Here is a 21,878-nt window from a genome sequence, read left to right as displayed (position 1 = left end):
CCCCCGGACGTGCCAGGATCGGTGTTGCCATGACTGCGACTTCTGCGACTACGCCGCCGGTCATCGACCCGGCCGCCCTTCACGACCCCGTTATCGCGTGGTTCGACGCGCACGCCCGCGACCTGCCCTGGCGCCGCCCCGAAACGGGCGCCTGGGGTGTGATGGTCAGCGAGTTCATGCTCCAGCAGACCCCGGTCGCCCGGGTGCTCCCGGTGTACGAACAGTGGCTCGCGCGCTGGCCGCGCCCGGCCGACCTGGCCGCCGAGGCTCCCGGCGAAGCGGTACGCGCCTGGGGCAGACTCGGTTATCCGCGCCGCGCCCTGCGGCTGCACGGCGCGGCCCTGGCGATAACGGAGCGGTTCGGCGGTGACGTACCGCGCGAGCACGGCCAGTTGCTCGCGCTGCCCGGGATCGGCGAGTACACGGCCGCCGCCGTGGCCTCGTTCGCGTACGGACAGCGGCACGCCGTCCTCGACACGAACGTGCGGCGCGTCTTCGCGCGCGCCGCCGCCGGCATCCAGTACCCGCCGAACGCGACGACGGCCGCCGAACGCCGGCTGGCCCGCGCGCTGCTGCCCGAGGACGAGGAGACGGCCGCCCGCTGGGCGGCCGCGTCCATGGAACTCGGCGCGCTCGTGTGCACCTCGAAGAACGAGGACTGCGCGCGCTGCCCCATCGCGTCACGCTGCGCCTGGCGGCAGGCCGGCAAACCGGCGCACCAGGGCGCGGCCCGGCGCGGTCAGACGTACGCGGGCACGGACCGCCAGGTGCGCGGCAAACTGCTCGCCGTACTGCGCGAGGCGGTGGGGCCGGTGCCGCTGGCGGTGCTCGACACCGTGTGGGAGGAGCCGGTGCAGCGGGCCAGGGCGCTGGACGGGCTGGTGGCCGACGGGCTGGTCGAGCCGCTGGCCGACGACCTGTACCGGCTGCCGATGACCTGACCCGGCCGCACCGCCCGGCGCCCACCGCCCGGCCCCTGCGCACGACACGGCATCCGATCCGGTTCGGCCGGCCCTCTCCGGGCCGGCCGTCCGCCTTCTCACGCCACTTGCCGGTCGTTCGTCCGTTCCATCCCCCCGCCGTTACACAACCGATGGATGTCCGTGCGCCCGCCGACGGCTGGCGCGCACGACCTCGTGACAACGCCTCCGTAATTTCTGGGGCGTAAGGCAGCACGAAGGACGACAGCAGCGCGGCGAGCGGTGCGGTTCACGGGGCGGGAGGCGGTTGGCATGGCGAACGGCGAGGTGCTCGGATTCGAGGAGTACGTACGCACCCGGCAGGAGGCCCTGCTGCGGAGTGCCAGGCGGCTGGTCCCCGATCCCGTCGACGCCCAGGACCTGCTCCAGACAGCCCTGGCCCGTACGTACGGCCGCTGGGACGGCATCGCCGACAAGTCCCTCGCCGACGCCTATCTGCGCCGCGTCATGATCAACACCCGTACGGAGTGGTGGCGGGCGCGCAGGCTCGAAGAGGTGCCGACCGAGCAGCTGCCCGAACCGTGCGTCGAGGACGGCTCCGACCAGCACGCCGACCGCGCCCTGCTCGTCGACATCCTCGGGGTCCTGGCGCCGAAGCAGCGCAGCGTCGTCGTGCTGCGGCACTGGGAGCAGATGAGTACCGAGGAGACGGCGGCGGCGCTCGGCATGTCTACCGGTACGGTGAAGAGCACGCTGCACCGGGCGCTGGCCAAACTCCGTGAGGAGCTGGAGGCCCGGGAGCTGGAGCGCCGCGACGTGGAGCGCCGGGCACCGGGGAACCGGCTGCCGGAGCGACGCCGTCCGCGGCCCCAGGCTCCGGAGCGTGCAGGTTATCGTCGCGACGGACGGGGGCAGGAGCGGTGCGCGGCCTGAAGCGCGACAAGGACAGCACGTCCGCCCGCAGAACGAGGCGCCTCCGTACCCCGGCGGCCCAAAGCACCACCGACCGCGCCCCGACCGGCGGCACGGCTCCCGGCACGACCGGCACCGCCACGACCTGCCGGGCGGCGGCCGACCCCGCACCGGCCGACGGCATACCGCGCGGTGACACAGCGGCGAGCCGGGCCCTGAAGGGGCTGACACTCACAGCGACGACCGCCACCGGCGCCCTGGCGCTGGTCTCGGTCGTCGCCTTCGGCGTGTTCGCCATCGGCTCCACGAGCGCGACCGGCACCCGGGACGAGGGCGCCGCAGCCGTCGCCACCGCCGAGCCCGCGCCGCCGACCGACACGGCCTCGGCCCTGCCCGCCGAGGACATCGACCCGGTGGCCCTGCTCCGGCGGGACCCCAAGGTGAGCGGGCAGGTCAAGGCCGACCTCAAACCGTGCTCCGAGGACGCCTACCCGGTGGACACCTCATACGGGAATCTGACGGGCGGCACCGCGCCGGACGTGGTGGTCAACGTGATGAGCTGCGAGGACGCCGTGGGCCTGGGGACGTACGTCTACCGGGAGTCCGGGCGGCAGCGGTACGAGAACGTCTTCGCCGCCGAGGAGCCCGCCGTGTACGCCACGATCGACCGGGGCGAGCTGGTGGTGACCCGCCAGGTGTACGCGAAGGGCGACCGTGTCGCGTATCCGTCCGGCGAGGACATCGTGACCTACAGCTGGGCCGACACGAGATTCACCGAGCGCTACCGGGTGCGCAACAACTACAGCGGAGCGGTCGTCAACGGCCCCGTGGACGCCCCCGCGCCGTCCCCTCCGATCGGGAACTGAGAGAGCTGAGAGCTGCCGGATGCTGGAGACCCATGTCCTGTTCGTCGAGGACGACGACGTCATCCGCGAGGCCACCCAGCTCGCGCTGGAGCGTGACGGCTTCACGGTGACGGCCATGCCGGACGGCCTGTCCGGCCTTGAGGCGTTCCGGGCCGACCGGCCGGACATCGCGCTGCTCGACGTGATGGTGCCGGGCCTCGACGGCGTGAGTCTGTGCCGCCGTATCAGGGACGAGTCGACGGTGCCCGTGATCATGCTGTCGGCGCGCGCCGACTCGATCGACGTGGTGCTCGGCCTGGAGGCGGGGGCCGACGACTACGTGACCAAGCCCTTCGACGGCGCGGTGCTCGTCGCCCGGATCCGCGCGGTGCTGCGCCGCTTCGGGCACGCCGGCGGACCGGCCGGGGAGCAGGGCGGCCAGGAGGGGGCGGACGAGCAGGGCTCCCTGTCCTTCGGCGATCTGGAGATCGACAAGGAGGGCATGGAAGTGCGCAAAGGGGGTGAGCCGGTGTCGCTGACACCGACCGAGATGCGGCTGCTCATCGAGTTCTCGGCCGCGCCCGGCACCGTCCTGTCCCGCGACAAGCTGCTCGAACGCGTCTGGGACTACGGCTGGGGCGGTGACACGCGCGTGGTCGACGTCCATGTGCAGCGGCTGCGCACCAAGATCGGACAGGACCGGATCGAGACGGTCCGCGGCTTCGGCTACAAACTCAAGGCATGAAGCGCCTCGCCCTGCGCACCGGCGTCCGGTGGAAGATCAGCATCGCGATCGCGGCGGTCGGCGCCCTCGTCGCGATGGCGCTGAGCCTCGTCGTGCACAACGCGGCCCAGGTCTCGATGCTGGATAACGCGCGCGAGGTGCAGCTGGAGCGGCTGCTGTTCGCGCAGCGCATGTACGACTCGACGCACGAGCTGAAGTTCGGTACGAAGCTGAACGACCCCGCGCTCCCGAACGACCTGCGGAAGAAGGTGCAGGAGGGGCGGCGTGCCACCTATGTCCGCGACTCGGGGGACGGCACACCCGACGTCTGGGCGGCCGTACCGCTGGAGAACGGGGTGCTCTCCCTGCACAGCAAGTTCGCCGACCGTTCCGTGGCGATCATGAAGGACCTCGACCGGGCCCTGCTGATCGGCTCGGTCTGTGTGGTCGTCGGCGGCTGTGCGCTGGGGGTGCTGATCGGCGGGCAGCTCTCGCGCCGGCTGCGCAAGGCGGCGGCCGCCGCCGGCAAGGTCGCGCAGGGCAACACGGACGTGCGCGTACGGGAGGCGGTCGGCGGAGTCGTACGGGACGAGACCGACGAGCTGGCCCGCGCGGTCGACGCCCTGACGGACGCGCTGAACGAACGCATCGAGGCGGAGCGCCGGGTGACCGCCGACATCGCGCACGAGCTCCGTACGCCCGTGACGGGCCTGCTGACGGCGGCCGAGCTGCTGCCGCCGGGCCGGCCCACCGAGCTGGTGCGGGACCGCGCCCAGGCCATGCGGACGCTGGTCGAGGACGTACTGGAGGTCGCCAGGCTGGACAGCGCGTCGGAACGCGCCGAACTCCAGGAGGTGGCGCTCGGCGAGTTCGTCAGCCGGCGGGTGGCGCTGCTCGATCCCGATGTGCGGATCCAGGTCGTGCACGACTCGCGGGTCAACACCGATCCGCGCCGCCTGGAGCGCATCCTCGGCAATCTCCTGGCCAACGCGGCCAAGCACGGCGGTACGCCTGTCGAGGTGACCGTCGAGGGCCGGGTGGTACGCGTACGCGACCACGGGCCCGGCTTCCCCGACGCGCTGCTGCGGGACGGGCCGAGCCGGTTCCGTACGGGTGCCAGCGACCGCGCGGGGCACGGACACGGTCTCGGGCTGACCATCGCGGCCGGTCAGGCGCGCGTCCTCGGGGCCCGGCTGACCTTCCGCAACGCCGCGCCGGAGAGCCCGACGCCGGGCCCGGAGGAGACGGGCGGCGCGATCGCGGTCCTCTGGCTCCCCGAGCACGCCCCCACGGCGACGGGCAGCTTCCCGATGATCACGCTGCCGGACTGAGGCGCGGGCGCCGGGCGGACCCGGCCGGGGTGCCTAGGCGGACTGCGTGGACTTCTTCCCGTCCTTGCCGCCGGACGGAGCGCGTCCCTGCCCGCCGTCCCGGCCTTCTCGGGACCGGCGCCCCGCAGCGGCACCTCCTTGACGAAGAACGCCGCGACGAAGCCGATCACCGCGACCGAACCCGCCAGCAGGAAGGCGACGTGCGTACCGGAGGAGACGGCGATCTGGTACGCCTCCCGCGCCGCCTCCGGCAGCTTGGCCAGGCTCGCCGCGTCGAGCTGCGCGGACTGCGCGGTCACCGCGTCACCACCGCGCGCCGCCATCTCCTCCTCCACCTTGCCGGTGAACAGCGCGCCCATGATGGCGACGCCGAAGGAACTGCCGAGCGTGCGGAACAGGGTGGTCGAGGACGAGGCGACGCCCATGTCCTTCGGTTCGGCGCTGTTCTGCGCGACGAGCATGGTGATCTGCATCAGGAAGCCCATCCCGGCACCGAGGACGGCCATGTAGACGCCGGAGGTGAGCCGGGAGGTCCCGGTGTCCATCTGCGCGAGCAGGAAGAGCCCGGTGACCATCAGGGCGCCGCCGGCGATGGGGAAGATCTTGTACTTGCCCGTGTTGGTGGTGACCCGGCCCGCGAAGAGCGAGACGACCATCATCGACAGCAGCAGCGGCAGGAGCAGAAGACCGGAGTTGGTCGCCGACGCGCCCTGGACGGACTGCTGGTAGAGCGGCAGGAAGAGGACAGCTCCGAACATCACGAAGCCGGTCAGGAAGCCGATGACCTGCATGAGAGTGAAGTTGCGGTTGCGGAAGATGTGCAGCGGCAGGATCGGCTCGGGCGCCTTGGTCTGCACGTACACGAACGAGACGAGGGTGACGACGCCGATGGCGATCAGCTCCATGATCAGCGCGGAGCTCCAGGCGTACTCCGTACCGCCCCAGGTGGTGACCAGCACGATCGAGGTGATGCCGACCGTCAGCAGGGCCGCGCCGAGATAGTCGACCTTGTTCCTGGTCCGCTCGACGACGGGCAGGTGCAGCACGGTCACGATCATCGCGAGGGCGACGGCGCCGAGCGGCAGGTTGATGTAGAAGCTCCAGCGCCAGCCGAGGTGGTCGGTGATGGTGCCGCCGACCAGCGGTCCGCCGATCATGGCGAGGGCCATCACGCCGGCCATCATGCCCTGGTACTTGCCGCGCTCACGGGGCGGGATGAGGTCTCCGATGATCGCCATGACACCGACCATGAGTCCGCCGGCGCCCAGGCCCTGGACGGCGCGGAAGCCGATGAGCTGGCCCATGTCCTGGGCCATGCCGCTGAGCGCGGAGCCGATCAGGAATATGACGATGGAGAGCAGGAAGATCTTCTTCCGCCCGTACATGTCGCCGACCTTCCCCCAGATCGGGGTCGACGCGGCGGTGGCGAGGGTGTAGGCGGTGACCACCCAGGACAGGTGCTCCAGCCCGCCCAGCTCGCCGACGATGGTCGGCATCGCGGTGCCGATGATCATGTTGTCCAGCATGGCGAGCAGCATCGCGATCATGAGCGCGAGCAGTACCACCCGCACGCTGCGCGGCTGTGGCGCCGCCTTATTCTTCTGTTCCGACCCCACCGCGTCGAGCGACATGGTCCCCCACTCCCCTGTTCCTGGTCCCGTTCCTCTACTTACTTGCCGACCGGCAAGTAAGTACGATCAGGGAAGGTAGACCTGCCACTTGCCGGTCGTCAAGTAAGTTATTCGGGGAGAGCAACATGAGCAGCAAGGCGCAGCCACGCCGGGGCAACACCCGTCAGCGCATCCAGGACGTCGCGCTGGAACTCTTCGCCGAGCAGGGCTACGAGAAGACCTCGCTGCGCGAGATCGCCGAGCAACTGGACGTCACCAAGGCCGCGCTCTACTACCACTTCAAGACCAAGGAAGACATCCTGGTCAGCCTCTTCCAGGACCTGGCGCGGCCGATCGACGAGCTGATCGCGTGGGGCGAGACACAGCCGCCGACGCTGGAGGCGAAGAAGGAGATCCTGCGCCGCTACAGCGACGCGCTCGCCGCCGCCGCGCCCCTGTTCCGCTTCATGCACGAGAACCAGGCGACGATGCGCGACCTGAGCGTCGGCGAGACCTTCAAGACCCGCATGATGCGGCTCCTGGAGCTGCTCAAGCAGCCCGAGGGGACGATGACCGACCGCGTGCGCTGCTTCGCCGCGATCTTCACCATGCACGCGGGCATCTTCGCGCTCAGGGACGTCGAAGGCGACCCCGAGGAGAAGCAGGAAGCCATCCTCGAGGTCGCCACCGATCTCATGGTGCGGGCTCAGGGCGTCACAGAATGACGTCAGCCGCGCGCAGGAACGAGACCGGGTTGATCGCACTGCCGTAGTTCGGGGTCGTGCGGATCTCGAAGTGCAGGTGCGGGCCGCTCGAATTGCCGGTGTTGCCGGAGAGCGCGACGCTCTGGCCCTTGTCGACCTTCTGGCCGGCGTGCACCTTCACCTTGGACAGGTGCGCGTACTGCGAGTACTTCGCGCTCGGCCCGGTGCCGTGCTTGATGACTATCGCGTTGCCGTACGCGGGTCCGTCACCGGCGCCGTTGGGTCCGGCCTTCACGACGGTACCCGCGTGGACGGCCTTGACGTTCGTGCCGACGGAGACGGCGAAGTCCTGGCCCGAGTGCTTGCTGGCCCACATGCCGCCACCGCGGCCGTAGGTGGCGCTCAGGGTGTACTTGGAGACCGGCTTGGCCCACGTGGGGTTCTTGGCCGTCTTGGCCTTCTTGTCCTTGTCCTTCGCCTTGGCGACGGTCGCCTTCTCCGAGTGGGCGGCCTTGTCGGCGGCTACGGCGGCGGCCGCGCGGGGGGCGCCGGCGTCGCCGCTGCTGTTCGCGGCGAACGCGACCCCCGCTCCGAGCGCCGTCGTCACTCCGAGTCCGGCGGCCAGGATGGCGGCACGGGTACGGAGCGTGGACTGGCGGGGCGTGGTGCGCTGCGACATTGAGAAACCTCCGGGCGTCAATGGACCCGGCACTCGGGGCACCGGGTGGGCTTGCCTCACCTTGGTAACCCGACCGCCCATCACACCCCAAACCGCCCATCTACGACATGTCGTCGTAGTCGCGGCACCAGCAGATCGACCCCTTGACGACCTGAAACATCTCTTCACCGTGAACCGAAATGTCCGAGTTAAATACCGTTTATTCGCACGTCAGGGTGGTGCGCATCCGGTCGTCGGCCGGACCACCGGCCCTCTCCGGGGCCTCGGGACCTTGGTCCCGAGGCGGACCTTTCCGAAGGTCCCGGCGGAATCACCCGCTTCACCACTATTCCTGGTCGTAGGCGCGGAAACGGGTGTGCGGCTTGTCACGGCGCAGCGCCCTCCACGGGCTTCGCGGGGCCGGAACGGAGGTACGTGGGAGGCGCGACCGAAGCGCGAAGGATGCCCGAAAGTGGTCCGCAAGAGGCCCGGGAAGGGGCCGGGAAGGGGGCCGGAGCAGACCCGGAGGCCGGGCCGCCCGGAAGAGGGCCCGGCAGGGGACGCGCCGCGGGCACGGCGAAGGGGTGGCCCGAGACCGTGAACGGTCTCGGGCCACCCCTTCGACTGCGGGCTCGGGCCGAGCGCGGCGGCTCAGCCCCGGCTCACGCCTCCTTCGTCAGGTTCGGACCGGCACCGCCGGCCGCCTGCTCGATCGGCGGGACGTCGGGCAGTGCCGACTTCTCCTCGCCGCGGAAGCTGAACTTCTTCTCCTCGCCCTCACCCTCGGTGTCCACGACCACGATGTGACCGGGGCGCAGCTCACCGAAGAGGATCTTCTCGGAGAGGATGTCCTCGATCTCGCGCTGGATCGTCCGGCGCAGCGGCCGGGCGCCCAGAACGGGGTCGTAACCCTTCTTGGCGAGCAGCGCCTTGGCGTTCGGGCTGAGCTCCAGGCCCATGTCCCGGTCCTTCAGGCGCTCGTCCACCTTGGTCACCATGAGGTCGACGATCTGGATGATGTCTTCCTCGGTGAGCTGGTGGAAGACGACCGTGTCGTCCACACGGTTGAGGAACTCGGGCCGGAAGTGCTGCTTGAGCTCCTCGTTGACCTTGTTCTTCATCCGCTCGTAGTTGGACTTGGTGTCGCCCTGGGCGGCGAAGCCCAGGTTGAACCCCTTGGAGATGTCCCTGGTCCCGAGGTTGGTCGTCATGATGATGACCGTGTTCTTGAAGTCCACGACCCGGCCCTGGGAGTCGGTCAGCCGACCGTCCTCCAGGATCTGCAGAAGGGAATTGAAGATATCGGGGTGGGCCTTCTCGACCTCGTCGAAGAGGACGACGGAGAACGGCTTCCGGCGCACCTTCTCGGTGAGCTGGCCGCCCTCCTCGTACCCCACGTATCCGGGGGGAGAACCGAAGAGACGCGAGACCGTGTGCTTCTCGCTGAACTCCGACATGTCGAGGGAGATCAGCGCGTCCTCGTCGCCGAAGAGGAATTCGGCGAGCGTCTTGGAGAGCTCCGTCTTACCGACTCCGGAGGGGCCGGCGAAGATGAACGAGCCACCGGGACGCTTGGGGTCCTTCAGACCCGCCCGCGTACGCCGGATCGCCTGGGAGAGCGCCTTGATGGCGTCCTTCTGGCCGATGACGCGCTTGTGGAGCTCGTCCTCCATGCGGAGCAGCCGCGAGGACTCCTCCTCGGTGAGCTTGAAGACCGGGATGCCCGTGGCGGTCGCCAGGACCTCGGCGATCAGCTCCTCGTCCACCTCGGCGACGACGTCCATGTCGCCGGCCTTCCACTCCTTCTCCCGCTTGGTCTTCGCGGCCAGCAGCTGCTTCTCCTTGTCGCGGAGCGAAGCTGCCTTCTCGAAGTCCTGGGAGTCGATGGCCGACTCCTTGTCGCGGCGGACGTTCGCGATCTTCTCGTCGAACTCGCGGAGGTCCGGCGGAGCGGTCATCCGGCGGATGCGCATCCGTGAGCCGGCCTCGTCGATCAGGTCGATCGCCTTGTCCGGCAGGAAGCGGTCCGAGATGTAGCGGTCGGCGAGCGTCGCGGCTGCGACCAGCGCGGAGTCCGTGATGGACACGCGGTGGTGCGCCTCGTAACGGTCCCGCAGACCCTTGAGGATCTCGATGGTGTGCGGCAGCGACGGCTCGGCCACCTGGATCGGCTGGAAGCGGCGCTCCAGCGCGGCGTCCTTCTCCAGGTGCTTGCGGTACTCGTCGAGCGTCGTGGCGCCGATGGTCTGGAGCTCTCCACGGGCGAGCATGGGCTTCAGGATCGAAGCCGCGTCGATCGCGCCCTCGGCGGCGCCCGCACCCACGAGGGTGTGGAGCTCGTCGATGAACAGGATGATGTCGCCGCGGGTGCGGATCTCCTTGAGGACCTTCTTCAGGCGCTCCTCGAAGTCACCTCGGTAGCGGGAGCCCGCGACCAGGGCGCCGAGGTCCAGGGTGTAGAGGTGCTTGTCCTTGAGGGTCTCGGGCACCTCGCCCTTGACGATGGCCTGCGCCAGTCCCTCGACGACCGCCGTCTTGCCGACGCCGGGCTCGCCGATGAGAACCGGGTTGTTCTTCGTACGGCGGGACAGCACCTGCATGACCCGCTCGATCTCCTTCTCGCGCCCGATGACCGGGTCGAGCTTGGATTCGCGGGCGGCCTGCGTGAGATTCCTGCCGAACTGGTCCAGGACGAGCGAGGTCGAGGGCGTGCCCTCGGCCGGGCCGCCGGCGGTGGCGGCCTCCTTGCCCTGGTAACCGGAGAGCAGCTGGATGACCTGCTGCCGCACCCGGTTGAGATCGGCGCCCAGCTTCACGAGGACCTGGGCCGCGACGCCCTCGCCCTCGCGGATCAGGCCGAGCAGGATGTGCTCGGTGCCGATGTAGTTGTGGCCGAGCTGAAGGGCCTCGCGGAGCGACAGCTCCAGGACCTTCTTGGCACGGGGCGTGAAGGGGATGTGGCCGGACGGAGCCTGCTGGCCCTGCCCGATGATCTCCTCCACCTGCTGGCGGACCGCCTCGAGCGAAATCCCGAGGCTCTCCAGGGCCTTAGCGGCGACACCCTCACCCTCGTGGATAAGGCCCAGGAGGATGTGCTCGGTGCCGATGTAGTTGTGGTTGAGCATCCGGGCTTCTTCCTGAGCCAGGACGACAACCCGCCGCGCGCGGTCGGTGAACCTCTCGAACATCGTTAATCGCTCCTCAGAGCGGTCAGGCAGTAAAGGGGTCGGTCCCCTCCCTGTCCTTCCGCAGCTTAGTCCCGCAAGCGGGGACCGCTCATTCCAACTGCCGACAATCCGCCGTGATCACCCCGCCTCGGCGGCGAACTTTCCTCACGAACAGCCGACACCTGCTCCAACCTGATGGTGCGAGACGATGTTCCCGCAGGCCAGACAGATACCCCCGCTATCGGTACGCCGATGGCGAACGTGAGACGTCCGGGACCGCGTGTCGCCCCTCCCCACTAGGAATGTCTTACCCGCAAGCACTGACACTCCATGCGGCGCACCCCCGTTCCCTCCGCTACGGGCGAACACCCTTGCGCTCCCGAATGCTTCGGTACGCCCCCACGGCGAACACGCAGAGCGACGCCGTCACGACACCGCGTAACTCAATACCGCGACGGGGAGTTGGTCCGTGCATGGCTCTCCCCGTTCCGCTCCCCCGCGCGCCGCTGCCGCTCGAAGGCGGCATCGCCCACTGGTACGAGCACGAACTGGGCTGGGCCACGGCGCCCGGACCCCCCGTCGCGCTGCTGACCGGACTCCGCTTCGACGTCCTGGAACTGCCGGCCGACGCGGGCGCCGCTGTGCTGCGCCGGATCGACGCGGCCGGGACGGGACCGGTGGCGCTCACGGAGGGCCGGATGCGGCTTCTGGTGGCCGCGGGCGGCGCGGACGAACTGCCCGGGCTGCTCGACTGGCTGGAGTGGGGCGGGATCACCCTGGATCTGACCGCGGTGGGCACCGGCGGACGGATGACGGCGCCGGAGCCGCCGGGAAGGCCGACGGGGCCGAGGGGCCCTCGTGGGCCGACAGGGACTCCGCCGAGGGGCGGGACGGCGGGCGGACGCCCTGGAGCGGAGCAGGGGGCCGCCGTGTGGCTGCGGCCCCCCGAGCCGGGACGCGAGGTGGAGCCGACGCTGCCGGCTCTCACTCGCTTCGGACACGGCCCCGGAGGCGGCGCCGGACACGGGGACAGCGGTGGGGATGTCCCCGATCTCGTTCGACTCGTGGACACGGCTGCGACGGAGTGCCACCGGGCCCGATTGCTTCGTGGAGAAACGGCACGTACGGAAACTCAGCCGTTGGCCTTCTCGTAGGCTTCACGGATCTCGGCCGGAACGCGACCGCGGTCGTTGACGCTGTAGCCGTTCTCCTTGGCCCACTTGCGAATTTCCGCGGTGTCCTTGTTCCCACCCGCGGCGGCGCGGCCCTTGCCACGGCCACCGGCGGCACGGCCACCGGTGCGACGGCCACTCTTGGTGTACGGGTCGAGCAGCCCACGAAGCTTGTCCGCATTCGCGTTCGTGAGGTCGATCTCGTAGGTCTTGCCGTCCAGCGCGAACGTGACGGTCTCGTCCGCCTCGCCACCGTCGAGGTCGTCAACAAGAAGGACCTGAACCTTCTGTGCCACCGGATTTCCTTTCATCGAAAATGCAGTACGCCGAAAGGAAACCGCTTTTCTCAGGAAAACACAAACCCCCGGCAGAGGTTCAGTAGCACAAGAACACGGGAAACGTGCGCGATTCGGACATAGGGCTCCGGGTTCTTCAGCCCCTCACAGGTGCAGAAGCATCCGGCTGTTACCCAAGGTGTTCGGCTTCACCCGTTCGAGACCGAGGAACTCGGCCACACCCTCGTCATAGGAACGCAGCAGCTCGCTGTAGACATCTCCGTCGACAGGAGTCTCACCGATCTCCACGAAGCCGTGCTTGATGAAGAAGTCGACTTCGAAGGTGAGACAAAATACCCGCCGCACACCGAGCCACCGGGCGGTCTGCAACAACTTGTCGAGCACATGGCGGCCGATGCCGTCACCCCGGAACCGTGGATCCACCGCGAGTGTGCGCACTTCGGCGAGGTCTTCCCACATGACATGGAGTGCGCCGCATCCGACGACCGTCGCGTCGGCGTCGCGTTCGGCGACCCAGAACTCCTGGATGTCCTCGTAAAGAGTCACCGTCGCTTTGTCGAGCAGGATGCCTTCACTCACGTACGGGTCGACGAGACGGCGGACCGCGGACACATCGCTCGTCCTGGCCCGCCGGACGCTGATGGCATTCGCCACGGCTTTCGGAACGTCAGAGGACATGACTGGACGCTATCGCCCCGCCGGATGCTCTCGGTCGGCGCCCTCGGACGGGACTTCGGCGGGCACATCGTCCGGGACTTCGGCCGGTACTTCGGGGGCTGTTTCTGACGGGGTTTCAGACGGAACTTCCGGCACCGCCCCCGGTGCGGCTTCGCGGGCGACTTCCGGCCGGTCGCGCCGCACGATACGGACGGCGTCCTCCAGGGCTTCGCGCTGCGCCGGCGACATCATCCCGAAGAAGGCGACAAGAGCGGCGGCCGGGTTGTCACTCTTCGACCAGGCTTCGTTCATCAGCGCCGCCGCGTAGGCGGCACGGGTGGAGACCGCCGTATATCTATAGGCCCGGCCGTCGACTTCCCTGCGCACCCAGCCCTTCTGATGGAGATTGTCCATTACGGTCATGACGGTCGTGTAGGCGATGGACCGTTCCTGCTGAAGGTCTTCGAGGACTTCCCGGACGGTGACCGGACGGTTCCATTGCCAGACGCGACTCATGACGGCGTCTTCCAGGTCTCCCAATTGGCGGGGCACACCGCAACCATAGTGCGAGATGTCCGAATGGCCGGTTATTGACGTAACAAAAAGGACGTACGACATGGCGGAAGTCGTACGTCCTGATCTACAGCCCGGTGCGTCAGGCGCCTGACGGAGTCCCCGGCTGCTCCACGGCCTCCGCGCGGGCGATCGCCGCGTCCACGGCCGCGTCCTCCTTCGACTTGTTGTCCCCGCCCTGGCTTTTGACGATCGTCACGACCAGGCCGATGAAGAAGGCGGCCATCACCACGGGCGGCAGGAGAGCGGATACGTAGTCCATGGGACCAGAGTAGCTATCCGGCGGCCCGCCGCTCCGCCGGGGGCGTGGGCTTGCGGCGTGGCGGAAAGACCTCGGACGGCTTGGGCATCGGACGCTCGGTGGCGGGACGCCCCGGGGCGGCCGGACGGCGGGGCGGCGTGGGCGCCTTCCCGGGGGCCTTCCCGGGCTCCTCCTCCGGCTTCTCCGGGTCGGCGGCGGCGCGGCCCCCCTGGAGCGCCAGCAGCCGGGTACGGGGCGCGGGCGCGGCGGGCGAGCGGCCGGCGAGACGGGCCCGTACGGAGTTCTCGGCGATCCGGCGGCAGCGGTCGAGCAGCGCGCCGGCGACGGGAGCGGGGCACAGGGTGCGCAGAGCCATGAGGTCCTCCGGGCGGGGGTCGTACCCGGCCGCCAGGGCGTCCTGGAGCAGCTCCAGATAGCCGGCGGCCGAGCCGGGAAGCGCGGCGCGGTAGCGGGCGAGGTCGGCGAGGAGGAAGGCGCGCAGCCGGCCGGCCTCGCGGACCGCTTCGTCCACGGACTCGGCGAGGCGCAGGCATGCCTGGACGTCCTCGTCGGGGAGGGGAGCGGGGTGGAGGGCGACGGCGAGGGCGCCTCGGAGCACACGCAGCTCGTCTGCGCCGAACGCCATGCCGCCGCGGGATCCGTATGGCGTGGGCATGAGGTGACGATACTCACGAATCGCACAAAATCGTCTAAACGCGACGGCTGCGGCGCGGCGGAGGCCGGCCCGGGGCCTGATGGGGCAGCCCCGGGGCCCGGACGGCGGTCCGGGCCGGGAGCCGGGCCCGGACGGCGGTCCGTCCGGGCCGCCTTGCCTGCGGGCCGCCGTTCGGAGGGCAGGCCCGAGGCCGAGTCGGCGGTCCGAGTGGTCGGTCCGGTCCGGGGACCGGGCCGCTCGGCGGGCCGAGCCGAACGACAGGCCCTGCGGGCCGGAGCCGACGGTCCGGCCGGGCAGGCGGGGCCGCCCTGCAAAGCGGGCCGCCGTACAGAGGGCAGGCCCGGAGGCCGAGCCGACGGTCCGGCTTGGGGGCCGAGCCGCTCGGCGGGCTGCCCTGAACAACGGACCCTGCGGGCCGGAGCCAACGGTCCGGCCGGGCAGACGGGGCCGCCCTGCAAAGGCGGCCGCCGTACGGATGGCGGGCCCGGGGCCCGGCCCGGACGCCGAGTCGGCGGTCCGGCCGGAAGCCGGGGCCACGCTGCCCGCGGGCCGCCGTACGGCGGGCGGGCCCGGGGCCAACCCGGAGGCCGAGTTGGCGGTTCGAGCAGGCGGTCCGGTCCGGGGACCGAGCCGATCGTCCGATGGGCAGCCCAGCGCGTCGGGCCGAGCCGAACGACAGGCCATGCGGGCCGGAGCCAACGGTCCGGCCGGGCAGGCGGGGCCGCCCTGCAAAGGGGGCCGCCGTACGGAGGGCAGGCCTGGGGTCCGGCCCGGAGGCCGCAGGCGGTCCGGGCCGGGCCGACCCGCTCGGCGGGCCGAGCCGAGCGACGGGCCCCGCGGGCGGTGGGCCTACATGCGTGACACGTTGCGCTCGTACACCAGCCGCAGGCCGATAAGTGTCAGCCACGGCTCGTGCTCGTCGATCACCGACGACTCACCGAGGATGATCGGCGCCAGGCCGCCCGTCGCGATAACGGTCACCTCGCCCGGGTCCTCGGCCAGCTCGCGCGCCATCCGTGTGACGACCCCGTCGACCTGGCCGGCGAACCCGTACACGATGCCCGACTGCATCGCCTCGACCGTGTTCTTGCCGATGACGCTGCGCGGCCTCGCCAGCTCGATCTTGCGGAGCTGGGCGCCCCTGATGCCGAGCGCCTCGACGGAGATCTCGATGCCGGGCGCGATGACCCCGCCCGTGTACTCCCCGCGCGCGCTCACCGCGTCGAACGTCGTCGCCGTACCGAAGTCGACGACGACCGCCGGACCGCCGTACAGCTCGACGGCGGCGACCGAGTTGATGATCCGGTCGGCGCCGACCTCCTTCGGGTTGTCGACCAGGATCGGTACACCGGTCTTGATGCCGGGCTCGACCAGGACCGCGGGCACGTCCCCGTAGTAGCGGCGGGTCACCTCGCGCAGCTCGTGCAGGACGGACGGCACGGTGGAGCAGATCGCGATGCCCTCGATGCCGTCGCCCAGCTCGTCGCCGAGCAGCGGATGCATCCCCATCAGTCCCTGGAGGAGGACGGCGAGTTCGTCGGCCGTACGGCGCGAGTCGGTGGACACGCGCCAGTGCTCGACGATCTCCTCGCCGTCGAACAGACCGAGCACGGTGTGGGTGTTGCCGACGTCGATGGTGAGCAGCATCAGACACCCGCCTCGCGCAGGTCGAGTCCGATGTCGAGGATCGGGGCGGAGTGCGTGAGGGCGCCGACGGCGAGATAGTCGACGCCGGTCTCGGCGTACGCGCGGGCGTTCTCCAGGACCAGCGTGCCGGACGACTCCAGCAGGGCCCGGCCGGCGACGAGCGCGACGGCCTCGGCGGTCTCGGCGGGGGTGAAGTTGTCCAGCAGGATCAGGTCGGCGCCCGCGTCGAGGACTTCGCGGACCTGCTGGAGCGTGTCGGTCTCCACCTCGATCGCGAGGTCGGGGAACTGGTCCCGTACGGCCTTGAAGGCTTCCGCGACCCCGCCGGCCGCCACCACGTGGTTGTCCTTGACGAGCGCCGCGTCGGAGAGCGACATCCGGTGGTTGACGCCGCCGCCGCAGCGCACCGCGTACTTCTCCAGGGCGCGCAGACCGGGTGTCGTCTTACGGGTGTCGCGCACCTTCGCGCCGGTGCCCTCCAGCGCGTCGGCCCACGCGCGCGTGGCGGTCGCGATGCCGGAGAGCCTGCACAGGAGGTTGAGCGCGCTGCGCTCGCCGGTGAGCAGGTCGCGGGTGCGGGTGGTGACGCTGAGGAGCTTCTGGCCGGCCTCGACGCGGTCACCGTCCTCGACGTGCCGCTCGACTTCGAAGTCCTCCGTACAGACGAGGGAGAGGACGGCCTCCGCGACGCGCAGTCCGGCGACCGTGCCGCTCCTGCGGGCCGTGAAGTCGCCGGTGGCGACGGCGTCGGCGGGGACGGTCGCGACGCTCGTCACGTCCACACCGTGGTCGAGGTCCTCGCCGATGGCGACGTGGGCGATGTCCTCGACCTGTACCGGGTCGAGCCCGGCCTCGGCCAGCAGCGCGGCGAGCGCGGGGTCGAGGCCGCACTCCAGGGCGTCCTCGCCGTCGGAACAGCCGCAGCCGTCCCCGCAGCCCCCGGCGGCCGACGCCGGGGCGCCGATCTGGATGAGCGGTACGTCCACGGCCTCGGGGCGCGGACTGTCTTCGGGCGTGCTCACGGTGAAGGCTCCCTGGGGACGGGGGGATCTGCTGGGCTTACGGCGGGAAACGCGGGGGTGTCGGTCCGGCTCAGCTCCAGGGCGCGGCCCGCCCCGAGCCGTACGACGAGGTGGCGGCGCCAGTGGGTGTCGTCACGCTCGGGGAAGTCGTCGCGCCAGTGGCAGCCGCGGGTCTCCTCGCGTTCCAGGGCGGCGGCCACCAGGACGCGGGCGACGCACAGGAGGTTGGACGTCTCCCACGACTCGACGCCGGGCTGGGCGGGCTTTCCGGGGTCCGCGGGGCGCAGCGCGTCCAGGTGGACGCGCTCCAGGGCCTCGGCGGCGGTGGCCAGGCTCGTGGCGGACCTGAGGACACTCGCGCCCTCGGACATGATCCGCTGGATCGTGAGGCGTGCCTCGGGGGCGATGAGCGGCAGAAGGGCGGTGGAACCGGCCGTCCCGCGCGCACCGGCCGGCGGCCGGACCGCGGAGGGTTCGGGGCGGGGGGCCGCCGCGACGGCGGCGATGTCGGCCGCGATGCGCTCGGCGAACACCAGCCCTTCGAGGAGCGAGTTGGACGCCAGCCGGTTCGCGCCGTGCACGCCCGTGCAGGCCACCTCGCCGCACGCGTACAGGCCCGGTACGGACGTACGGCCGCGCAGGTCCGTGACGACGCCGCCGGAGGCGTAGTGCGCGGCGGGCGCGACCGGGATCGGCTCGGTGACCGGGTCGATGCCGTGCGACCGGCAGGCGGCGAGGATCGTGGGGAAGCGGGTCGCCCACATGTCCGCGCCGAAGTGCCTGGCGTCGAGGTACATGTGCTCGGCGCCCTGCTCGCGCATCCGGCGCATGATGCCCTTGGCGACGATGTCGCGGGGCGCCAGCTCGGCGAGTTCGTGCTGGTCGAGCATGAAGCGGACCCCGTCGGCGTCCACGAGGTGGGCACCCTCGCCCCGTACCGCCTCGGACACCAGCGGCTGCTGGCCCTCCGATCCGGCGCCGAGGAAGAGCACCGTCGGGTGGAACTGCACGAATTCGAGGTCGGAGACCTCCGCGCCGGCGCGCAGCGCGAGGGCCACGCCGTCGCCGGTGGAGACGGCGGGGTTGGTCGTCGCCGAGAAGACCTGGCCCATGCCGCCGGTGGCCAGGACGACGGCGGGGGCGCGGACCGCTCCGACGCCGTCGTGCTGGCCCTCGCCCATCACATGGAGGGTGACGCCGGAGGTGTTGCCGTGCTCGTCCGTGAGGAGGTCGAGGACCAGCGCGTTCTCGACCGTACGGAGGGAGGCGTCGCGCACCGCGTCCACCAGGGCGCGGGAGATCTCCGCGCCGGTCGCGTCGCCGCCCGCGTGGGCGATACGGCGGCGGTGGTGGCCGCCCTCGCGGGTGAGCTGGAGATCGCCCGTGGCCGACGTGTCGAACCGCGCGCCGGTCCCGATCAGGCGGCGTACGGCGTCGGGGCCCTCGGTGACCAGGGTGCGTACGGCCTCCTCGTCACAGAGGCCCGCGCCCGCGACGAGGGTGTCGCTCAGATGCTGCTCGGGGGTGTCGCCCTCACCGAGGGCGGCGGCGATGCCGCCCTGCGCCCAGCGGGTGGAGCCGTCGTCGAGGCGCGCCTTGGTGACGACGACCGTGCTGAGCCCGGCCGCCGTGCAGCGCAGCGCCGCGGTGAGCCCCGCGACACCGGAGCCGACCACGACCACGTCGGCGTCGATGGCCCAGCCGGGCACGGGCGCGGTGAGCTGGATACCGGCCGGCAGGCCGGGCACCGGCTTCCGGGCGGACTCGGCGGTCACTGGGCGGCTCCGAACGTCAGGGGGATGTTGTCGATCAGCCGTGTCGCGCCGACGCGCGCCGCCACGGCGAGGATCGCCTCGCCGGTGTGGTCGTCGGGGACCTCGGTGAAGTCGGCGGGGTCCACGAGGGCCAGGTAGTCGAGCGTGAGGGACTGGTGGTCCCTGACCGCCTGGTCGAGTACGACGCGGGCCGCGGACCGTACGGCGTGGGCGCCGCAGCCCTGCGTCGGCGGCGTACCGGGGGCGGCGTGCGCCACCGCGTGGGTGTCGGCGGCGGCGCGGGCCTCGCCGAGCGCGGAGAGGGCGGCGGCGCGGGTCTTGGACGTGGGCGCGGACTCCGCGCGGGCGCGCAGCGCGTGCTGGGCGCCGAGGCGGTCCCTGGCGGCGAAGAGCGCGAGGGAGAGGGAGAGGGCGGTACGGCGCTCGGCTGCGGAGAGGAAACGGTTGCGGCTGGAGAGCGCGAGACCGTCCTCCTCACGGACCGTCGGCACGCCGACGATCTCGACCGGGAAGTTCAGGTCGCGGGCCATCCGCCGGATCAGCGCGAGCTGTTGGGCGTCCTTCTGTCCGTAGAAGGCGACGTCGGGAGCGGTGAGGTGCAGCAGCTTGGCGACGACGGTGAGCATGCCGTCGAAGTGTCCGGGCCGCGCGGCGCCTTCGAGGCGCTCCCCCATGGGGCCGGCGGAGATCCGGACCTGGGGTGTGCCGCCCGGGTACACCTCGTCGACGGAGGGCGCGAACACGGCGTCGGCGCCTGCCGCCCCGGCCGTCCCGAGGTCCGATTCGAGTGTCCGGGGGTAGCGGTCGAGGTCTTCGCCCGCGCCGAACTGGAGCGGGTTGACGAAGACGGTGACGACGACGAAACCTGCCGGGCCGACGTGCTCCCGCGCGGCGCGCACCAGGGCGGCGTGGCCGTCGTGGAGGGCGCCCATCGTCATGACGACGGCGGTACGGGCGGCGGGCGCGGGCCCGTGGGCGGCCGTGGGCCGGTCGCCGTGCCGGGCGAGCAGCCGGTCCAGGTCCGCGCGCGTGGAGGCCAGTTGGAGGCTCATCGACCGCCCCCGGAGTGGTCGCCGTCGGCGAGGACGTCCAGCAGGTCCTCGGCCAGCCCCGGCTTGAGCAGGCCGTGGGCGAGCGCCCGGTCGGCCGTCGTCCGGGCCATGGCCAGATAGCCGGGCACGGCGGCGGGCGCGTGCTCGCGCAGTTCGGCGACGTGCGCGGCGACGGTGCCGGCGTCGCCGCGCGCCACGGGGCCGGTGAGCGCGGCGTCGCCGGAGCGCAGGGCGTTGTCGAGGGCGGCGCCGAGGAGCGGGCCGAGCATCTTGTCCGGCGCCGCGACGCCGGCCTTGCTCAGCAGCTCCATCGACTGGGCGACCAGCGTGACCAGGTGGTTCGCGCCGAGCGCCAGGGCCGCGTGGTAGAGGGGGCGGGCGTCCTCCTCGACCCACTCGGGCTCGCCGCCCATCTCGATGACCAACGCCTCGGCGGCGAGCCGCAGTTCGTCGGGCGCCGTGACCCCGAAGGAGCAGCCCGCCAGCCGCTGGACGTCCACGGATGTGCCCGTGAACGTCATCGCGGGGTGGAGCGCGAGCGGCAGCGCGCCCGCGTGCAGGGCGGGGGCGAGCACCTTCGTGCCGTACCGCCCGGACGTGTGGACCAGCAGCTGTCCCGGCCGTACGGCCCCGGTCTCGGCGAGCCCTTCGACCAGGCCGGGCAGCGCGTCGTCCGGGACGGTCAGCAGGACCAGTTCGGCCCGGGCGAGCACTTCGGCGGGCGTCACGAGCGGCACGTCGGGGAGCAGGACGGCCGCCCTCCGTACGGAGGCGTCGGAGACGCCCGACGCGGCGACCGGACGGTGGCCGGCGAGCCGGAGAGCGGCGGCCAGCGTCGGACCGACGCGGCCGGAACCGACGACTCCGACCGTGAGCCGGGCGGGCCTGTCCCTCGGGTCGCGAGGATCTCTGGGAACTGCTGATGCGTTCACGCGGTGGGGCCTTCCGTTCCAGTCCGCGACGGGTACCGGACGATTTCTCGCCATGCTACGCCAGCGTTTCGTGGCATTCCCCGACTGTCCACAGGCTGTGGGCGGCCCCGGCGCGGGAGTGGGGCCGCCGCCCCATGAACGATGATCCCCCCCATGGGAGACATCAGCGAACAGGACCAACGACGACGGCGGCTGGCCGCCTGGAAGGCGTCCGGACGGATCCTCTGGCGCAGCTCCGCCGACCGGCCCCTCGGTGAGCGGCTGGCCTCTCTGGCGGCCGACGCGTCATCGGTCCATGACCTGGACGAATGGACGGACGTGTACGGGGACGGGGTCGTCGCCGAGCTGGAGAGCCGGGTGGCGGACCTGCTCGGCTTCCCGGCCGCCGCGTTCTTCCCGACCGGGACCATGGCGCAACAGGTGGCGCTGCGGTGCTGGGCGGGGCGCACCGGGAACGCGACCGTGGCGCTCCATCCGCTGTCCCACCCGGAGGTGCACGAGGGCGGCGCCCTGTCGGTCGTCAGCGGCCTCCGTACAGTCCATCCGACGTCCGCGCCCCGGCTGCCGACGGCCGAGGAGATCCACGGCGCGGACGAGCCGTTCGGCACGCTGATGCTGGAACTGCCGCTGCGCGACGCGGGGTTCGTGCTGCCCGCGTGGGACGAGCTCGTCGACGTGGTGGCGGCGGCGCGCGAGCGCGACGCGGTGGTGCACTTCGACGGCGCGCGGCTGTGGGAGTGCGAGACGCACTTCGGCCGGCCCCTGAAGGAGATCGCGGGGCTCGCGGACAGCGTGTACGTGTCCCTCTACAAATCCCTGGACGGGATGTCCGGAGCGATGCTCGTGGGGCCCTCGGCGGTGGTCGAGGAGGCGCGGGTGTGGCGGCACCGGTACGGAGGGCAGCTCTTCCAGCAGTACCCGGCCGCGCTGTCCGCGCTGCTGGGGCTTGATCGGGAGCTGCCGC

20 protein-coding genes and 1 pseudogene are annotated in these 21,878 nt (G+C 71.3%); 8 read left to right on the top strand and 13 right to left on the bottom strand.

The window, feature by feature from the left end; genetic code table 11:
- Positions 1-29 precede the first annotated feature (29 nt).
- The 5 genes from GXP76_RS22030 to cseC all read left to right on the top strand — a co-directional run bounded on the left by GXP76_RS22030 (position 30) and on the right by cseC (position 4,732).
- The gene (locus tag GXP76_RS22030) at positions 30-941 is read left to right on the top strand and encodes an A/G-specific adenine glycosylase (RefSeq protein WP_242573298.1); all 912 of its coding nucleotides are present in this window, start codon (positions 30-32) and stop codon (positions 939-941) included.
- 291 nt (positions 942-1,232) lie between these two features.
- The gene (locus GXP76_RS22025) at positions 1,233-1,853 is read left to right on the top strand and encodes a SigE family RNA polymerase sigma factor (RefSeq protein WP_242573297.1); all 621 of its coding nucleotides are present in this window, start codon (positions 1,233-1,235) and stop codon (positions 1,851-1,853) included.
- Positions 1,841-2,698, top strand: a complete 858-nt coding sequence (locus GXP76_RS22020; RefSeq protein WP_308354192.1) for a hypothetical protein — start codon at positions 1,841-1,843, stop codon at positions 2,696-2,698. Before GXP76_RS22025 ends, GXP76_RS22020 begins: the two co-directional genes overlap by 13 nt.
- Before the next feature lie 19 nt (positions 2,699-2,717).
- On the top strand, positions 2,718-3,422 hold the full coding sequence (gene cseB / locus GXP76_RS22015; protein WP_242573296.1) for a two-component system response regulator CseB: 705 nt from the start codon (positions 2,718-2,720) through the stop codon (positions 3,420-3,422).
- A complete protein-coding gene (cseC, locus tag GXP76_RS22010; protein ID WP_242573295.1) occupies positions 3,419-4,732 on the top strand; it encodes a two-component system sensor histidine kinase CseC in 1,314 nt (437 codons plus the stop codon). Before cseB ends, cseC begins: the two co-directional genes overlap by 4 nt.
- Positions 4,733-4,824: 92 nt before the next feature.
- On the opposite strand, the pseudogene GXP76_RS22005 reads toward cseC, so the two are convergent.
- Positions 4,825-6,363, bottom strand: a pseudogene (locus GXP76_RS22005) (MDR family MFS transporter); the annotation flags it as partial.
- A gap of 125 nt (positions 6,364-6,488) precedes the next feature.
- Here GXP76_RS22005 and GXP76_RS22000 point away from each other — a divergent pair.
- On the top strand, positions 6,489-7,067 hold the full coding sequence (locus GXP76_RS22000) for a TetR/AcrR family transcriptional regulator (RefSeq protein ID WP_242573294.1): 579 nt from the start codon (positions 6,489-6,491) through the stop codon (positions 7,065-7,067).
- Here the strand turns inward: GXP76_RS22000 and GXP76_RS21995 are convergent.
- A complete protein-coding gene (locus GXP76_RS21995) occupies positions 7,057-7,725 on the bottom strand; it encodes a M23 family metallopeptidase (RefSeq protein WP_242573293.1) in 669 nt (222 codons plus the stop codon). The two genes, GXP76_RS22000 and GXP76_RS21995, sit on opposite strands and share 11 nt — an antisense overlap.
- 641 nt (positions 7,726-8,366) lie before the next feature.
- Positions 8,367-10,892 (bottom strand): ATP-dependent Clp protease ATP-binding subunit, encoded by a 2,526-nt coding sequence (locus GXP76_RS21990; protein ID WP_164252176.1) that lies wholly within the window; start codon positions 10,890-10,892, stop codon positions 8,367-8,369.
- Between the two features lie 452 nt (positions 10,893-11,344).
- Between GXP76_RS21990 and GXP76_RS21985 the strand changes: the two genes are divergently transcribed.
- Positions 11,345-12,025, top strand: a complete 681-nt coding sequence (locus GXP76_RS21985) for an SCO3374 family protein (RefSeq protein WP_242573292.1) — start codon at positions 11,345-11,347, stop codon at positions 12,023-12,025.
- On the opposite strand, the gene GXP76_RS21980 is transcribed toward GXP76_RS21985, so the two are convergent.
- From GXP76_RS21980 to GXP76_RS21935, 10 genes are all read right to left on the bottom strand, one after another.
- Entirely contained in the window at positions 12,004-12,339 is a 336-nt protein-coding gene (locus GXP76_RS21980) for an Lsr2 family protein (RefSeq protein ID WP_023539576.1), read from the bottom strand. The two genes, GXP76_RS21985 and GXP76_RS21980, sit on opposite strands and share 22 nt — an antisense overlap.
- A 144-nt stretch (positions 12,340-12,483) precedes the next feature.
- On the bottom strand, positions 12,484-13,017 hold the full coding sequence (locus tag GXP76_RS21975) for an amino-acid N-acetyltransferase (protein WP_242573291.1): 534 nt from the start codon (positions 13,015-13,017) through the stop codon (positions 12,484-12,486).
- A 9-nt stretch (positions 13,018-13,026) separates the two neighbouring features.
- The gene (locus GXP76_RS21970) at positions 13,027-13,548 is read right to left on the bottom strand and encodes a BlaI/MecI/CopY family transcriptional regulator (RefSeq protein WP_242573300.1); all 522 of its coding nucleotides are present in this window, start codon (positions 13,546-13,548) and stop codon (positions 13,027-13,029) included.
- A 103-nt stretch (positions 13,549-13,651) separates the two neighbouring features.
- A complete protein-coding gene (locus tag GXP76_RS21965; protein ID WP_242573290.1) occupies positions 13,652-13,831 on the bottom strand; it encodes a hypothetical protein in 180 nt (59 codons plus the stop codon).
- A gap of 13 nt (positions 13,832-13,844) precedes the next feature.
- Positions 13,845-14,456, bottom strand: a complete 612-nt coding sequence (locus GXP76_RS21960; RefSeq protein ID WP_242573299.1) for a hypothetical protein — start codon at positions 14,454-14,456, stop codon at positions 13,845-13,847.
- Positions 14,457-15,335: 879 nt separating this feature from the next.
- On the bottom strand, positions 15,336-16,133 hold the full coding sequence (locus tag GXP76_RS21955; RefSeq protein WP_164252173.1) for a type III pantothenate kinase: 798 nt from the start codon (positions 16,131-16,133) through the stop codon (positions 15,336-15,338).
- Positions 16,133-17,155 carry a carboxylating nicotinate-nucleotide diphosphorylase gene (gene nadC / locus GXP76_RS21950; RefSeq protein ID WP_242573289.1) on the bottom strand — a complete coding sequence of 341 codons (1,023 nt, stop codon included), beginning with the start codon at positions 17,153-17,155 and terminating at the stop codon, positions 16,133-16,135. The genes GXP76_RS21955 and nadC overlap by 1 nt, the downstream gene beginning before the upstream one ends.
- On the bottom strand, positions 17,152-18,930 hold the full coding sequence (locus tag GXP76_RS21945; protein WP_242573288.1) for an L-aspartate oxidase: 1,779 nt from the start codon (positions 18,928-18,930) through the stop codon (positions 17,152-17,154). Before GXP76_RS21945 ends, nadC begins: the two co-directional genes overlap by 4 nt.
- Positions 18,927-19,982 carry a pantoate--beta-alanine ligase gene (gene panC / locus GXP76_RS21940; RefSeq protein WP_242573287.1) on the bottom strand — a complete coding sequence of 352 codons (1,056 nt, stop codon included), beginning with the start codon at positions 19,980-19,982 and terminating at the stop codon, positions 18,927-18,929. Before panC ends, GXP76_RS21945 begins: the two co-directional genes overlap by 4 nt.
- Positions 19,979-20,914, bottom strand: a complete 936-nt coding sequence (locus GXP76_RS21935) for a Rossmann-like and DUF2520 domain-containing protein (protein WP_242573286.1) — start codon at positions 20,912-20,914, stop codon at positions 19,979-19,981. The genes panC and GXP76_RS21935 overlap by 4 nt, the downstream gene beginning before the upstream one ends.
- A 153-nt stretch (positions 20,915-21,067) precedes the next feature.
- On the opposite strand from GXP76_RS21935, the gene GXP76_RS21930 reads away from it, so the two are divergent.
- Positions 21,068-21,878 (top strand): low specificity L-threonine aldolase (locus tag GXP76_RS21930; RefSeq protein ID WP_242573285.1); only part of this gene is annotated, 811 nt, incomplete at its 3' end.

The sequence above is a fragment of the Streptomyces sp. NP-1717 genome (genome assembly GCF_022695985.1).
Classification (GTDB): Bacteria; Actinomycetota; Actinomycetes; order Streptomycetales; family Streptomycetaceae; genus Streptomyces.
Note: the sequence above shows the minus strand (reverse complement) of the source record. Positions and strands in the feature narration are given on the sequence as shown.